This window comes from Acinetobacter sp. YH01005 (assembly GCF_013420465.1).
Classification (GTDB): domain Bacteria; phylum Pseudomonadota; class Gammaproteobacteria; order Pseudomonadales; family Moraxellaceae; genus Acinetobacter; species Acinetobacter amyesii.
Genome location: NZ_VOYA01000002.1, coordinates 21,612 through 36,815 on the forward strand (window position 1 = coordinate 21,612; position 15,204 = coordinate 36,815).

At 41.0% G+C, this 15,204-nt stretch carries 16 protein-coding genes, 1 tRNA gene and 1 other RNA gene; 7 read left to right on the forward strand and 11 right to left on the reverse strand.

Features of this window, described 5'->3' with window-relative positions:
• Positions 1 to 75: 75 nt before the first annotated feature.
• Complete coding sequence (gene greA, locus FTT72_RS01250; RefSeq protein WP_180117539.1) at positions 76 to 552, forward strand: transcription elongation factor GreA; 477 nt, start codon at positions 76 to 78, stop codon at positions 550 to 552.
• Positions 553 to 629: 77 nt separating this feature from the next.
• Here the strand turns inward: greA and FTT72_RS01255 are convergent, their stop codons facing one another.
• Positions 630 to 1,211, reverse strand: a complete 582-nt coding sequence (locus FTT72_RS01255) for a TetR/AcrR family transcriptional regulator (RefSeq protein ID WP_180177736.1) — start codon at positions 1,209 to 1,211, stop codon at positions 630 to 632.
• 139 nt (positions 1,212 to 1,350) lie between these two features.
• Here FTT72_RS01255 and FTT72_RS01260 point away from each other — a divergent pair, with 139 nt between their 5' ends.
• Positions 1,351 to 1,755: a RidA family protein gene (locus FTT72_RS01260; protein WP_180117534.1), complete on the forward strand. Its 405-nt coding sequence runs from the start codon at positions 1,351 to 1,353 to the stop codon at positions 1,753 to 1,755.
• A gap of 98 nt (positions 1,756 to 1,853) precedes the next feature.
• Complete coding sequence (locus tag FTT72_RS01265; protein ID WP_180177737.1) at positions 1,854 to 2,471, forward strand: CatB-related O-acetyltransferase; 618 nt, start codon at positions 1,854 to 1,856, stop codon at positions 2,469 to 2,471.
• Here the strand turns inward: FTT72_RS01265 and FTT72_RS01270 are convergent.
• Positions 2,451 to 3,860, reverse strand: coding sequence for a P-loop NTPase fold protein (locus tag FTT72_RS01270; RefSeq protein WP_180177738.1), 1,410 nt, complete (start codon positions 3,858 to 3,860; stop codon positions 2,451 to 2,453). The two genes, FTT72_RS01265 and FTT72_RS01270, sit on opposite strands and share 21 nt — an antisense overlap.
• 162 nt (positions 3,861 to 4,022) lie before the next feature.
• Between FTT72_RS01270 and FTT72_RS01275 the strand changes: the two genes are divergently transcribed.
• Positions 4,023 to 4,601, forward strand: a complete 579-nt coding sequence (locus tag FTT72_RS01275; protein ID WP_180039564.1) for a hypothetical protein — start codon at positions 4,023 to 4,025, stop codon at positions 4,599 to 4,601.
• 67 nt (positions 4,602 to 4,668) lie between these two features.
• On the opposite strand, the gene FTT72_RS01280 is transcribed toward FTT72_RS01275, so the two are convergent.
• The 4 genes from FTT72_RS01280 to coaD all read right to left on the reverse strand — a co-directional run bounded on the left by FTT72_RS01280 (position 4,669) and on the right by coaD (position 5,981).
• Positions 4,669 to 4,745: transfer RNA gene (locus tag FTT72_RS01280), tRNA-Met, on the reverse strand.
• A 73-nt stretch (positions 4,746 to 4,818) separates the two neighbouring features.
• An RNA gene (gene rnpB / locus FTT72_RS01285) (RNase P RNA component class A) lies at positions 4,819 to 5,198 on the reverse strand.
• A 26-nt stretch (positions 5,199 to 5,224) separates the two neighbouring features.
• Positions 5,225 to 5,488 (reverse strand): YfhL family 4Fe-4S dicluster ferredoxin, encoded by a 264-nt coding sequence (locus tag FTT72_RS01290; RefSeq protein WP_078191349.1) that lies wholly within the window; start codon positions 5,486 to 5,488, stop codon positions 5,225 to 5,227.
• Between the two features lies 1 nt (position 5,489).
• Complete coding sequence (coaD, locus tag FTT72_RS01295; protein ID WP_078191350.1) at positions 5,490 to 5,981, reverse strand: pantetheine-phosphate adenylyltransferase; 492 nt, start codon at positions 5,979 to 5,981, stop codon at positions 5,490 to 5,492.
• Between the two features lie 137 nt (positions 5,982 to 6,118).
• On the opposite strand from coaD, the gene smpB reads away from it, so the two are divergent.
• A complete protein-coding gene (gene smpB, locus FTT72_RS01300; protein WP_078191351.1) occupies positions 6,119 to 6,592 on the forward strand; it encodes an SsrA-binding protein SmpB in 474 nt (157 codons plus the stop codon).
• A gap of 53 nt (positions 6,593 to 6,645) precedes the next feature.
• Here smpB and FTT72_RS01305 read toward each other — a convergent pair whose 3' ends face one another.
• The 4 genes from FTT72_RS01305 to rluD all read right to left on the reverse strand — a co-directional run bounded on the left by FTT72_RS01305 (position 6,646) and on the right by rluD (position 10,637).
• Positions 6,646 to 7,974 (reverse strand): hypothetical protein, encoded by a 1,329-nt coding sequence (locus FTT72_RS01305; protein WP_180177739.1) that lies wholly within the window; start codon positions 7,972 to 7,974, stop codon positions 6,646 to 6,648.
• Positions 7,975 to 8,207: 233 nt separating this feature from the next.
• A complete protein-coding gene (locus tag FTT72_RS01310; protein ID WP_180011557.1) occupies positions 8,208 to 8,759 on the reverse strand; it encodes a flavodoxin family protein in 552 nt (183 codons plus the stop codon).
• 40 nt (positions 8,760 to 8,799) lie between these two features.
• Positions 8,800 to 9,540, reverse strand: coding sequence for a peptidoglycan editing factor PgeF (pgeF, locus tag FTT72_RS01315; protein ID WP_180117823.1), 741 nt, complete (start codon positions 9,538 to 9,540; stop codon positions 8,800 to 8,802).
• A 44-nt stretch (positions 9,541 to 9,584) separates the two neighbouring features.
• Positions 9,585 to 10,637 (reverse strand): 23S rRNA pseudouridine(1911/1915/1917) synthase RluD, encoded by a 1,053-nt coding sequence (gene rluD / locus FTT72_RS01320; protein ID WP_180177740.1) that lies wholly within the window; start codon positions 10,635 to 10,637, stop codon positions 9,585 to 9,587.
• A gap of 71 nt (positions 10,638 to 10,708) precedes the next feature.
• Between rluD and FTT72_RS01325 the strand changes: the two genes are divergently transcribed.
• On the forward strand, positions 10,709 to 11,701 hold the full coding sequence (locus tag FTT72_RS01325; RefSeq protein WP_180177741.1) for an outer membrane protein assembly factor BamD: 993 nt from the start codon (positions 10,709 to 10,711) through the stop codon (positions 11,699 to 11,701).
• Between the two features lie 211 nt (positions 11,702 to 11,912).
• A complete protein-coding gene (locus FTT72_RS01330; protein WP_180089148.1) occupies positions 11,913 to 13,841 on the forward strand; it encodes a DNA primase in 1,929 nt (642 codons plus the stop codon).
• 55 nt (positions 13,842 to 13,896) lie between these two features.
• On the opposite strand, the gene hemA is transcribed toward FTT72_RS01330, so the two are convergent.
• Complete coding sequence (gene hemA, locus FTT72_RS01335) at positions 13,897 to 15,180, reverse strand: glutamyl-tRNA reductase (protein ID WP_180177742.1); 1,284 nt, start codon at positions 15,178 to 15,180, stop codon at positions 13,897 to 13,899.
• Positions 15,181 to 15,204: the final 24 nt, after the last annotated feature.

Sequence of the window (15,204 nt, forward strand, 5' to 3'; positions counted from 1 at the left end):
TGGCGGGCTTTTTTTCATTTCTAGGTCAGTAAAAATTTTACTGATTTTTTCTTTTTACAAACATGAGGGACAACAATGCAACGTTATCCTATGACTCCCGAAGGCAAAATTGCCCTAGAGAAAGAATTACAGCAACTTAAAAGTGTTGATCGTCCACGTATTACTGCAGCAATTGCTGAAGCGCGTGAACATGGGGATTTGAAAGAAAACGCAGAATACCACGCTGCTCGCGAGCAACAAGGTTTCTGTGAAGGCCGTATCCAAGATATCGAAGGTAAACTGGGTGCTTGCCAAGTGATTGATGTTAAATCACTTGAGCAAAATGGCCGTGTGGTTTTCGGTGTGACTGTGACCATTGAAAACTTAGATACTGAAGAACAAAAGACTTATAAAATCGTAGGTGATGATGAAGCAGACTTTAAGATCAACAAGATCTCTGTGAACTCTCCGATCGCGCGTGGCCTGCTGGGTAAAAACGAAGGCGACGATGTGAAAATCGTGACACCACAAGGTGAAGTTGAATACGAAATTGTAAGCGTTGAATATATCTAATTTTTAACTAGATATTTTAGGCTGTAAGACCCCTCAGATGAGGGGTTTTTTATTGAGCCTAGAAATTCCCATCGATTTTATTTTAAGAAGCCAGATGCCAAGGCTTCAAATGCCTGTAAAGCCTGAGGTAAGACCTGTGCAGGATCCTCACTAGAAGCGACCCATAGTGCTGCATTCATTGCTGCACCATTTAAAAATATGGCTGCCGCTTCAGAATTCACTGCTTTAATTCGGTCTGCTGCCAATAACTGTTCTACGCATTCACGTGTCGACTGCAGGCATTTATTTTGACTTGGCCAATGTGCGGGGTCCCCTAATACTGCCGGACCATCACGTAGCACAATCCGTTGGAACTCAGCATTTAAAGCATGTTCGATATAGGTACGCCCTTCAAGCATCAATCCCTCCCATAGATCATCAGGCTGCTCCAGATGTTGCCCGGCATATTCAGCCATTTCTGAATCAATCTGATCGACCACGGCAGCAAATAAGCCCTTTTTATCGCCAAAATGATGGTACAGCGCACCACGGGTCAGCCCTGCTTCTGCCGTGAGTTTATCCATTGAGGTGTCTACATAGCCATACTCAGCAAACGTACGGCGTGCCACTTCAATCAGTTTCTTGCGGGTTGCCGCCATTTTTTTTTCACGAACAGACATTGCTTTGATTACCTCATCATCACAAAAATTTTAATTGACATACCAGGCGTATGTCAATTATGTTGACATACGATACGTATGTCAAAAATAAAACTGCTTTCCCCCCACTTTTAAAACCAGATATTGAATGAGAATAAACATGACTAGAATTGCAATATTTCCCCAAGATCGCCATGCCTTGTATGAACAGCATGGTTACTCTGCTGCTATTAAATCGGAAAATTTACTCTTTGTATCAGGCCAGGTCGGTAGCCGTGAAGATGGCAGTCCTGAACCTGACTTTGAGAAACAGGTAGAACGAGCTTTTGAAAACTTGGCTGCTACATTGGCAGCGGCTGGTTGTACTTTCGATGATATTGTCGACGTCACGACCTTTCACACCAATCCTGAACAGCAATTTGAAAGCATTATGAAAGTTAAAAACCAGATTTTTACGCAAAGGCCCTATCCGAATTGGACAGCTGTGGGGGTGACCTGGCTGGCAGGTTTTGACTTCGAAATCAAAGTCATTGCGCGTATTCCTCAATCCGCTAAGGCCATATAAAACTTAATCCTGATCAGGCCAGTTATTGAATGGGATTGTTCTCCAGCTTAGAGACCAATTCGCTATAATGGCGTATTCCTTATTTTTGTATTTTGGTTATGGCTGAAAAACTGATTAATTCCCCTGTGAACCATTGGTGCGAGTTCGAATTCATCTCCAAAACCGTGAAGAATCCGAATATTCATATCAAGGGCAATTACAGCTATTACTCAGCTTATTGGGATCAAGGTTTCGAGCGTTGTGTGGTGCGTTATCTGCATGACAAACCAGCCACACCAGAGAAACCAATTGACCAGCTTTATATCGGCAATTTCGTCTGCTTTGGCGCAGAATGCGTGATTATGATGGGCGGTAACCAACTCCACCGAACAGACTGGATTTCAGCCTTTCCGTTTGATACACGGAGTTTTGTCCCTGCGGGTGATACAATCATTGGTGATGGCTGCTGGATCGGCTCACGCGCCATGATTATGCAAGGCGTTACACTCGGTGAAGGTGCTGTGGTGGCTACAGGCGCTGTGGTAACTAAAGATGTACCACCTTATGCTGTTGTCGGCGGCGTGCCTGCTCAAATTATTAAATATCGTTTCCCTCTGGAAGATATCGAAAAACTACTTTCACTTAAGCTCTATGATTTAGATGAAAAGCAGTTTTTAAAGATGCGGGAGCAGTTGCAGACAGATGATATTGAAAAATTATTCCTGTACTTCAAATAACCCTGTTTTAATGTATTGCCTCCAAATATCTTTGAAATTCTTTATATTTATTTTTGTACCAACACAATATTGATTTAAAATCCGACTCATAGCACTCTCTTTTTGTCCTTGTTGACCTTGAGTTTTATAATTATTTTCTAAATATTGAATTGCATCATATATTTCACAGATTATAGAATTTTTGATATTTGTGTGTTCTACAATCTTTTGATTAATAAAATAGCTTTTTGTCATATACATATCATCAGTACCTTCAAAATAATTATATAAATTATGAATTTGCTTTGTAAGATATGGATAAGTCACTTCAAATAACCCATCAAAAATAAATCCACATAAAATTAAATTTAACTTCGGATCATCAGTCCTTAAAAGTGCGTATTGGTTAATTTTTTTTATCAACTCCCTAGAATTATATTTTTTAGTCATTTGAAAATTAATAATCCAAAAATACAACTCGGAATCACCTTCCTTCGTTGAAATTTCCCCAACTCTAAACAGCTGATCTTTTATTATTTTTTCATGTGATACAGAATTATCTAAATTTGGAAATTTAAACGTAAAATCCACAAATTTTTCAAGATAATCTCCATTCATCTCTGAATCATAGCCATAGTATGATTTGACTGATTGTAATAATTGAGGCTTATTCATTACCAAAACAAAAACAATTTTTGGAATATCAAAAAAGTGCTTAATTCTTTCAATTAGACGAATTGCAAAATCAGGACGACATCGATCCAATTCATCAATAATAAAAACTAAAGGTTTATCTAATTTTCCAGCTAATACAGCAAGTTCTTTCTTAAAGTCATGAATTGTTTGTTTCTCAACTTGATGATTCTCTATTTTCTTTTCGATTTTCTCCTTAACTTTTGCAGCTATTTCCTCACTTGCTGTGTCATACAACTCTTTTCCTTCTTCATATACCTCTTTAAATGCTTCTCCAGCTCCACCCAAGCCAATCCAATGCATCCCCGCTTTAGCCGCAATTATTGGTATGACAGCCGCCAGCGATATTAATACTGAAGCAGTCTTAGCATTAAAATCTTTAATTTCATCATCATCAATTTCTTCTGATTCTTTAAAAGTTTGACTTATTTCAGCGGCAATCGTTAAAAATGGATCTTCCAAATAATCATTAGCAAATGCATCCAAATAGATCACGTTATGCTGAGTATCATCTAAATGTTTCGCCCAGTGACGAACAAACCACGTTTTTCCCTCACCCCATCGTGCATCCAAAGCAAGAACAGCTCCGCAATTTAAGCGATCGACGTAATTTGTAAGTTGCTCTCCTAAGCGACGGCGATCCCAAAGATCGCCTTCCCATGCAGTTTCAATATTCTCAAAATTATCTTTAGCCCAGTTTAATTGATTATCCATCATTTCTATTTATATTCATCAAGTTAACTATGTATTGAGTATAGCAGTAGCGCTATAAATTAACATTTAACCCATAAGCATCTCGTAACTTGTCATAGCCTTTTCCTCAAATTCAGACTATAAAGAACTCATAAAATAAAAAGACCCCACTTTTCAGGATGAATGATGACGAGAACCACTCAATTCTCAGGCATATTTATACTTGCCCTGCTGGCAGCAATTGTCGCGACATTTTGCGATGCGATTCATGTCTATACCCAAACGCTTAATTATCCCAACCCATTATTTTTCCATCAGGCTTGGTGGGTATTCCCCGGCTTTTTTATTGCCTTTGCTTTCATGGCATATAGCTATATTCAACTTACGCAACGACTTAAACACAATGTGATGACTCAGCTCAGTTGCCATCATGACGGCACTGCGCCACTCGTCGAGAGCCTAATACTATTTACCATCGTCTATATACTCAGCGGATTTGGCAATTTTCATCCAGAAGCACTTTGTTGGATTTTTTACCTGAGCTTTTTTATTCGCTGGCTATTTAGCTATGAGCGTACATGGCTACTGATATTAGCCATCATGCTTGCCATTGGCGGTATGTTCTTTGAAGGACTATTAGCTGAGTTTGCTTTAGTGAAATATCGCCATGAAGATATTTACAATGTGCCGTATTGGCTGGGTGGCGTATATATGCATGGCGCATTTGCCTTACGTGCAGGCATGCGTCGTTTTGTTTACCGTTAATTTTTTAAATTTGGAAGATTTAGACATAAAAAAAGACCACTCAATCGGAGTGGTCTTTTTTTGAATATGGTGGCTATGACGAGACTTGAACTTGTGACCCCCGCATTATGAGTGCGGTGCTCTAACCAACTGAGCTACATAGCCTTAAACTGTGCGCGCATTATGGAGGGATATTTAAATATCGTCAAGCCCATAATGCGCGTATTTGATCAAAATTTGTTGAAGTGAACCGATAAGCCGGGTTCTGTCGAGGACGATCATTCCTCTAGGCGTACAATCACTCATACGCTCAAGCGACCTACCCGGATCCAGCATGGGCCATGCCTAAAGGATCCCTATTTGGTCTTGCTTCCGGTGGGGTTTACCATGCCATGAACTGTTACCAGTCATGCGGTGCGCTCTTACCGCACCCTTTCACCCTTACCTCCGATTTCGATTGCTCGATACCATAATGAAGGCGGTCTACTCTCTGCTGCACTTTCCGTCGGCTCACACCGCCCAGGCGTTACCTGGCACCTTGCCCTATGAAGCCCGGACTTTCCTCCCCTGCTTTAGTCACGGAGACCTATACACAGCAGCGATCGTCTGGTTCACTTCGGGGCGCATTCTAACAAATCTGACAACTAATTGCTTGATGTTTTTTGAGCAGTTAGTTTTTCGTACTTTTGTTGAAGCTGTTCCTGAGTTTCAGGATGAGCCGGATCCAATGGAATACAATCCACCGGACAGAACAACTGACACTGCGGTTTATCGTGATGCCCAACGCATTCCGTACACAAATCAGGGTTAATCTCATAAATGAGTTCCCCCATGAAAATCGCCTCATTGGGGCATACAGGTTCACAGACATCGCAGTTGATGCATTCATCAGTGATATATAAAGACACTCTACCAACCTTGCTGTTGTTTACGCTTAAAGGCTTCCACAACAGCTTGTGGTACAAACTGAGTGACATCACCATTTAAACGTGCAATTTCACGCACGAGCGTAGATGAAATAAACGAATATTGCTCTGATGGGGTTAAGAACACGGCTTCAAATTTACTGTCCAAACGGCGATTCATATTTGCCAATTGAAATTCATATTCAAAATCTGAAACTGCACGTAAACCACGTAATACGGCTGTTGCTTTTTGCTCGTTAAAGAAGTTGACCAACAGCCCATCAAAACCTACAAACTCAACATTTGACAAATGACTTAAAGACTCTTGCGCTAGTGCAACACGTTCTTCCAGACTAAACACAGGGTTTTTGTGATGTCCAATTGCAATTGCCACGACAACTTCGTCAAACATGCGTGATGCACGTGTCACTAAGTCGATATGACCATTAGTAATTGGATCGAATGTGCCCGGATAAATTACACGAGTTTTAGACATCCAGTTGTACTCTGTTATTTTGTAGACGGGTATTTTAACAAAATCTTGATTTATAGGTGAAGTCAGCTTGTAAATTTAAAAACTTCATCTTATTCAAAGTTCGGGTACAATAGTGATAAGTTTGGAAGTTTTTGATTATGACGAAAGCAGTAGTTAAAAAAAATAGTAGCAGTACGATTGCCCTAAATAAGCGTGCGCGTCACGATTATTTCATTGAAGAAAAATTTGAAGCGGGTCTTTCATTACAAGGCTGGGAAGTCAAATCAATGCGTGCGGGTCGAATGACTATCGTAGAGAGCTATATTACGTTTAAAAATGGTGAAGCATTTTTATTCGGCGCTCAAGTGCAACCTTTACTGAGTGCTTCGACACATGTAGTGCCTGAAGCAACACGTACTCGTAAATTATTGCTGAACCGCCGTGAAATTGAAAAACTACAAGGTGCAATTAACCAAAAAGGTTATTCATGTGTGCCTTTGGCATGTTACTGGAAAGGTCCTCATGCCAAACTTGAAATTGCCTTAGTAAAAGGTAAACAGCTTCACGACAAGCGTGCAACGGAAAAAGACCGTGATTGGCAGCGCGATAAAGCCCGTATTTTTCATAAATAAGTTCAATAAAAAAACCTCCATCTTGGAGGTTTTTTTATTTTTAAATTGCAGATTTAGCAGAATTTCAACCCACCAAAACAGTTAGTCCGAACTTCCTGATTCCCCAAGACCTGATTTTTTAAAGTTAAATTGGCCGCACCTGCATTACTGAGGTTAATTGAACCTACATTTTTATAAATTGGCAGACCAAATGCTGCACCGACAGCAGAACCTAAGGGAATATAAATCGGTTCATTGGTTAAAATTTGCGATACTTTTTGTGCAACTTGTGGCAAGACGCCTGAGATATCCACTTCAGATGTTGGATTCAATTTGCCAATATTGATCGGGTCTTTAAATGACATCCACCAACCTGTACGTGCAATATCATCGGCATTGGCATCTGGCCAACTGATATCTTGAGATTGAAGCGATAAATAACCGGCTGTGCCATTTAGTGGAATGTTATGAATCATATTTAAGGCTTGCTCAAAGGTAATGTTCATTTTCAAACCATCAATTGATGAGCCCGAATCCATAAAGAACTGCGCCCCTTCTACCCATAACAAATTACGGTCAAGTTTGACCTGCAAACTACCACTATCACGGTTGAGTTGAATCGACGGTACAGTCGCACTGATATTTTTGGCAACGGCTTGAGTTTGTCGTTTTCCGTTGATGGTAATTTCAGGGACGGTAAATGGCACATTCATTGAAGGAATTTTTAATCCTTGACTATTTTCAGGTTGGCTGACAAAACTACGATCGTTGTTCCAAATCGTGTTAATCACCAAGTTCCCCGATAAAGTCTCACTGCTGCTATCCCCAAAGATCGCGGCTTGGGTCTTTGCTGTCCCTGTAGTCGGTGCAATTTTCATATAACCGCTCAGTGACTTAATCCCGTCTGTTGACACACCTGTATTTTGAATACCTGTGGTCAATAAACCCGTAATAGATTCAGCACTGACACGAAAGCCTTTAACTTCGCGTAAAGCGGCTTGTTTAGGGTTTTTAATGGCAAATTCAATAAATGGATTTTTTAGTTTGGCACTTGTTGACGCTCGATCACCATTAAAGACGGGATTACCATTGGCATCGGTCAACGTTACATTACCACTCAGCGCTAGATGACGAATATCAATATCACAGCCATTTGACCCATTTACCCCACCACAGCCGAGTTGCAAACTTTTGACATTGACGTTCAAATCCATGACGGCATCTAAACTGAGTTTGTAGAAACCAATATTTTCATCGACCATTTGTTGGTTGACTAAAATAGGGTCGGTATAGGACATATTCATCAATGCCGCACCATTGATGGCAGACAATTCTTCATCGGCTAATCCCACCAAGCCTTCTGCTGCAAAAACAACGTCAGAAACACATAAGGTCAATGCCATTACTATTGTTTAATCCTTTTTAATATTTACCACTCATCCAGAGTGAAATTTATGAGAAGATTAAATCAATAGCTTTGGCGCAAATGAATGGCAATATGTGACGCACATCACATCTTAGTTATACGAAATGCCAATTTTCACAGATTTTAGGCCAATAAAAAACCCCAGTAATATTTCCATCACTAGGGTTTTCAAAGATTTATAAATGATAGTTCAAATAATTTATTTACAAATTAATTAACTTTATTTAACAACAACCCCAGATATTCACCAAACCAAATGGCGGTTTCTAAATCGCCCGTAGGTGGAGTGACTTCAACAGGCGCATTATCCGATTGTGTCATCAAACCTAAAAAGCTCGACATCCGATTTAAATCTGTTGTGCTCCGTCCAGTTGGCATCAATGGAAGACCACTCCACAACATGCCGTGCTGCATGGCAAATAAATTAATTTGCTGCAATACTGCCAATTTATCACCACTTAAGCCGCCACCATTGGTAAAACCAGCAGCCAACTTGCCTTGCCATGTCCGTGCTAACCAGCGTTTAGATGATTGCTCCATGAATAATTTCATTGCCGCACTCATACTACCCATATACGTTGGGCATCCAAAAACGATGGCATCTGCGCTGTCCAACACATCCCAATCCACATGTTCTACATTCATGAGATGGACTTTTACACCGGCTTTTTCTGCACCTTGTACAATGAAATTCGCCACTTTGGCAGTGTGCCCGTAGGGACTGTGGTAAACAACAGCAAGAGATTTAGCAGTCAAAGACATAACATTTAAAAGTCGATAGATTCAGTCAAGTTTAGCATTTTCAAAGCATAAAGACGAATGTTGCCATGCGCCCTGTTTTCGCTTCGCGGCGATATGAAAAATATTCTTCAGTTTGCAAAAAGGTACATTGGTCGCCACCTGTTACAGCTTTAACCCCATGTAATGCAAGAATATAACGTGCTATCGCATAAAGATCAGCATAATATTTGCCTTCCTTTACACCAGCTTTAAATGCACTTTCAAGTTCTGGGTATTTTGAACAAAAGGCAGCTTTGACTTCTGCACCAATTTCAAAACTCTCTTGGCAAATTGCTGCCCCCAACCAAGCCCATGTTGGCTGTGTGTGCATGGCTGCAATGGTGTTTTCCACAATACCGTTGGCCAAGCCCTTCCAACCTGCATGCAGATTGGCAACTTCTGTCCCGTCAGCATTACCCAAAACCACGGGTAAGCAGTCTGCGGTCATCATCATCAGGGCATGATGTTTAGACTGCGTGACCATACCATCGCCTTCGGGTGCAACAAAGTTGATCTGTTCATCAATGCGATGGCATAGCGTACTGTGGGTTTGGTTCATCCAGCTGATTTTATTCACGCCATATTTAGCAAAGTCTTTGAGCAATTGCATCCGGTGCTTTTGCACACGCGCTGCATCATCTCCCACATGCAATGCCAGATTAAATCCTGCCAGTTCAGGTTGTTCAGCGGGTTGCGTCTGATCATGATGAACTCGAGTTTGTCCCACAAAAACACCCTGTGGAAGTCCCTGAACAAATTGCATGTTGCCGTCCTTTTCTATCTATGGCGTGTAAATCAGGTTAAAACTTAATACGCTTTATTTTCGCTACGTAATACTTCAACCAATTGATTAAAGTCTTCAGGCCATGGTGCTTCAAACATCATGTCTTCACCTGTACGTGGATGAACGAGACCCAATTTAACCGCATGTAAAGCCTGACGTTTAAAGCCACGTAAAGTGTCATCTAATAACACCGACGCGCCTGCAGGCATACGTACACGTGGTACATACACTTGATCGCCCACAAGACCATGACCGATATAAGTAAAATGCACACGAATTTGATGGGTACGACCCGTTTCTAAACGTGCTTGAACGCGGGTAAAGTTTTGGAACCGTTCTTTCACATTATAGTGAGTCACCGCATCTTTACCGCCCGGCAAGACAGCCATTTTAATGCGATCGACAGGATGACGTTTAATTGGTTCATCGACTGTACCGCCAGCAATAATGTTGCCATATACGATCAAATCGTAAATGCGGTAAACCGATTTCTTCGCCAATTGCTTACTTAAAGAAAATTGGGATTCGAGGTTTTTCGCAACAACCAACAGACCTGAGGTGTCTTTATCAATACGATGCACCAAACCTGCACGGGTCAACTCTGAAGATTTTGGGTAGTGATACAAAATTGCATTCACCAATGTGCCTGTACTGTTTCCAGCGCCCGGATGAACAACCATACCGACAGGTTTATTAATCACCATAATATCGTCATCTTCATAGACAATATTGAGTGGAATATCTTCAGGTAAGCTACGTGTTTGTGCTTCTAACTCGACGTCTAAAGTCAGTAACTCTGTGCCTTCGCATTTGTACTTTGGTTTCACAGTGTTACCATTGACCAACAAATGGCCCTCTTTGAGCCACTGTTTTAGCTTTTCACGAGAAAAATCAGTCCAAACCAGTGCTGAAACCTGATCAATACGTTGTCCTAAATAGCTTTCATCCAATTGAAATTGCAACGATAAACGTGTTGCAGTTGAGTCTGAAGTATGGTTATCTGCATCCTCAGAATCTTCAAGTAAATTGAAATCAGTTTCAGGGAAATTAGAATTGGAAGATTGTGCTTGACTCATTTGCTCATTCAGACAAAAGTGGTTTAATAGTTCAATTGTAGCTCATTGCCCGTATTAACAGAGGAATTTTTATGTCGCTACCAAAATATAAAATGACAATGCTTGCTCTAACAATAGGCATTGCATCGGCAATGGTAGGCTGTAGCAGTAATCCAAAGAAAGAAGTGGTCGACACAGGTCCACAATCAAGCGAACAGATTTATATCGAAAAAGCACAAAAAGCGCTTGAACGTAACCAATATACAGATGCAGCAAAACACCTTGAAGCTCTAGAGACCTACTACCCTACAGGTAACTATGCGCAGCAAGCACAACTTGAACTATTGTATGTAAAGTTTCAGCAAAAAGACTATGAAGGTGCGATTGCACTTGCAGACCGTTTTATTCGTATGAACCCACAACATCCGCAAGTTGATTATGCGTACTACGTGCGTGGTGTTTCAAACATGGAGCAAAACTACAACGGTTTGCTTCGCTATACTTCTTTAAAGCAATCGCATCGTGATGTGAGCTATCTCAAAGTGGCTTATCAAAACTTTGTCGACTTTATCCGTCGCTACCCATCGAGCGAATATGCAGTCGATGCCGCACAACGTATGAAGTTCATCAGTCAAGAATTGGCTGAAAGCGAGATGAATGCGGCACGTTTTAATGTGAAGCGTAAAGCATGGTTAGCTGCTGTTGAACGTTCACTTTGGGTGATCGAACATTATCCTCAAGCACCACAAGTTCCAGAAGCTCTAGCGACGGTTGCCTATGGTTATGACAAACTTGGTGATAAAACCACGTCTCAGCAATACATTGACGTGCTTAAACTGAACTATCCAAAACTTGTGAAGTCAGACGGTACAGTCAATATGCGTGCTGCACGTAGTGAAGGTAGCTTCCTTAACCGTGCAACGTTGGGTATTTTCGGTAAAGAAGCACAAACGATGTCTGAGCAAACCTCTACAGACGCAGTGAAAACTGATGAAGAAAAGCGTAGTTTAACCAATCGTTTAAGCTTTGGCTTATTGGATCGTCCTCATAGCGAAAAAACTGAGTCGTCAGAATCAGCTGAATAATATAGTCGCAACGAAGGTCGATTTTTCACAAAGGGCAAGTTAGAATACTTGCCCTTTTATCTTTTCAGGATCTACAGATTCGGTTAGATTAAAAGGTATACAATAGTTCGATGGACGATGCTGTACTGCATCTCCCCTGAACGTACAGCATTGCTGATTTCAACATATTTCACGAACTGCCCAAATTCAATAGATAGACAGATAAAACAGCATGGCCATTCCTCAACATACAATTGATCAAATTTTAGATCGCACCGATATTGTCGATGTGATTGGTCAATTTGTGAAATTGAAAAAGACTGGACGTACCTACTCAGGATGCTGCCCATTCCATCAGGAAAAATCGCCATCTTTCCATGTCTATCGCGATAAACAATATTTTCACTGCTTTGGTTGTCAGGCCAATGGTAATGCCATCCGTTTTTTAATGGATATTGGTAGCCGTAACTTTATTGAAGTAATGAAGGATTTATCAAGCCAAACAGGTATTGAACTACCGAAAGACAATAACGATTCCAATAAACTCAAATATAAGCGCGAATCTAAACCTAAACCTGTACAAAAACCTGCAATCGAAACAAAAGCTCTGACGCCCCAAACAGGCGAAACACAGACTGCTCCTGCTGCAGTAAATTTCGAACACGACCCATTTGCTGAGTTTCAAAATAGCGAAGAAGCCTTTTATGGGAGCGATCCGTTTGCTCACTTTGACCAAGTTGCCAATGCTTTTGAAGATGTGCCGCAAGATGGAAACTTATATGACTTGCTGGAAAATGTCGCACAGTTTTATGAACAACAACTTCCGCTCAGTCCAATTGGGCAAGCTTATTTTAAACAACGGGGTCTCAGTGCAGACACCATCGCCTATTGGCGCTTAGGCTATGCCCCTGAAGATTGGCAACATTTAGAAAAAGCCTTTCCACAAGATATCGAAGGACTCAAACTTCTCGGTTTGATTCGAACCAGTGACAGTGGTCGTGACTTTGACCTACTGCGCGAGCGGGTGATTTTCCCGATTCGAGATGCGAAAGGTCGTGTGGTCGGTTTTGGTGGTCGTGCCCTAAATGATGAAATCAAACCGAAGTATATCAACTCTCCAGACTCTGAAGTTTTCCATAAAAACCAGTTACTTTATGGTTTATATGAAGGCCGTAAACAAAAAGCCCAAGACTGGTTAATGGTCGAAGGTTATATGGATGTCATTGCCCTTCAGCAATATGGCATTCATGGCGCTGTAGCAACTCTTGGGACAGCCAGTAATACAGAACATTTAAACATTTTATTTAAGCAAAATAGCCGTATTACCATTGCATTTGATGGTGATGCCGCGGGTCAAAAAGCAGCTCGTCGTACGCTTGAAATTGCCCTGCCATTACTGAATGATGGACGAGAACTTAAATTCTTTGTTTTGCCGAATGACCACGACCCAGATTCATTGATCCGTCGTGAAGGTATCGAAAATTTTCGACGTTTATTGGACACCTCACCGCTACTTTCTGAATTTGTTTTTGCACATTTAACGCAAAATCATAATGTTGCTTCGCCTGAAGGTAAAAGTCAGGTGATGGGTGAACTGAGACAACTGACTGAACTGTTACCGAAAGGTGGTTCATATCGTTATTTGCTACAACAATATTTCCGTGAAAAATTAGGGTTTAGCCGAAAGTGGCAGCCTCAAGTCAATAATGATGCGTCTCTGAGCTTTAGTACAAAAATTGATGCTGAAGAATATGTGATTGCGATTTTAATCAATCATCCTTATCTCTACATTCATTTTGAGCCTTTACGCGCCTTAGTTTCACAAGATCTCTTGCTTTATCACGTTTTAAATATTTTCAATGTGATTTTTGATGAATTGCCTGATGACCCAGAGTTATCGACCTATTATGTACTCGGTGCTTGCGCAGCACATCATCATGAATTACAACATATTTTAGAGCATGCCAATATCAGTGACTATACATCATCACCTGAACAAGCAGATAAACTCGCAGCAGATTTATCGACAAAATTGCAATATCAATTCTTACAACTCAAGATCAAGTCGAATAAGTTTTCTAGCCTTGCAGAAATGCGTAATTTAAAACAACGTATTTATGATATTGATAAAAAAAGATCGCTCACACTCCTTGAAGATTAAGTTTTAACTTCAAGTTCAAGCTGTGAACAACATACTTTTCAATGAATCAGCTTATTTATTTCTTTGGTTTACGGCGATTTTCAGCCACATTAACTAAATCTTGCTCTATCATTTCAAAATATGCTGGGTCTTCCGCCATCGCCGCATTACGCAGCACAATAGAGGTTGGATGCAGCAGCTTTTGGGTTAAACGATGCGACATTTCTTGCATAATCTTCGCAGCATCTTCACCCTTTTGTAGACGATTCAGCGCCAAAGTCAGTTCTTCTTGACGTAATGACTCACCATGTTCACGGTATGCATGAATCGTCGAACCAGCCAAATTCACTTTTTGCTGTGTGATTAAATCTGTCGCAAGCTGATTGACCATCACTTCGGCTTCAACTGCCGCCTGACGACGCTGAGCCAAATTTTCTTCAATGACAGTTTGCAGGTCATCGACACCATATAAATAAACGCCATCTAGACTTTCAACTTTGGCTTCAATATCTCGTGGTACAGCCAAATCAACCAATAGCATTTGTTTATAACGACGTTTTTTCAGTGCTGCTTTGACATCCGCAAAATAAATCACTTGATGCAAGCTTCCGGTACAACTTGAAATTACATCTGCACGATGTAAATTGTCTGCCAAATCTGCAAAATCAATAATTTCAACTTCTACACGATGAGCAATCTCTTGCGATAAAGCTTCGGCACGGGCACGTGTACGGTTACAGATAATAATTCTGCCCACACCCATTTCGGCCAAATGCTTTGCAACCAAGCTATTCATTTCACCAGCAGCAACAATCATCACCGTCAATTTTTCAGGCTGACTAAAGACCTGTAAAGCGAGCTGAGCAACAGCATAGCCCATCGACACCGCATGACTTCCAACGGCTGTTTCAGAACGCACACGTTTTGCCGCATAAAAGGCATATTCAAAAATACGGTTTAAATTTGGGGAAACGGTTTCGGCATCTTTGGCTAAGGACAAAGCCGTTTTGACTTGACCTAAAATTTGAGGCTCACCAAGCATGAGCGAATCCAAGCCGCTAGCCACACGCATGAGGTGTGTCACCGCTTGTGCATTTTCATAACGATACACATGATTTGACAATTGCTTTACATCGATACCATTTGATTGGGCGAGCCAATTCAATACCACGTCTGCATTTTCAGACATCGCATAGACTTCGGTACGATTACATGTAGACACCACCACCATGTCATTGAGTTCAGGCGTATGGCTTTGCTGTTCAAGCAGTGCAGTTAACTTTTCAGGGTTAAATGCAATCTGTTCACGCAGCTCTACAGAAGCGGTTTGATGGTTGACACCCAATGCAAAGAAAGACATATCAGATCATCATTTCGCTAAATT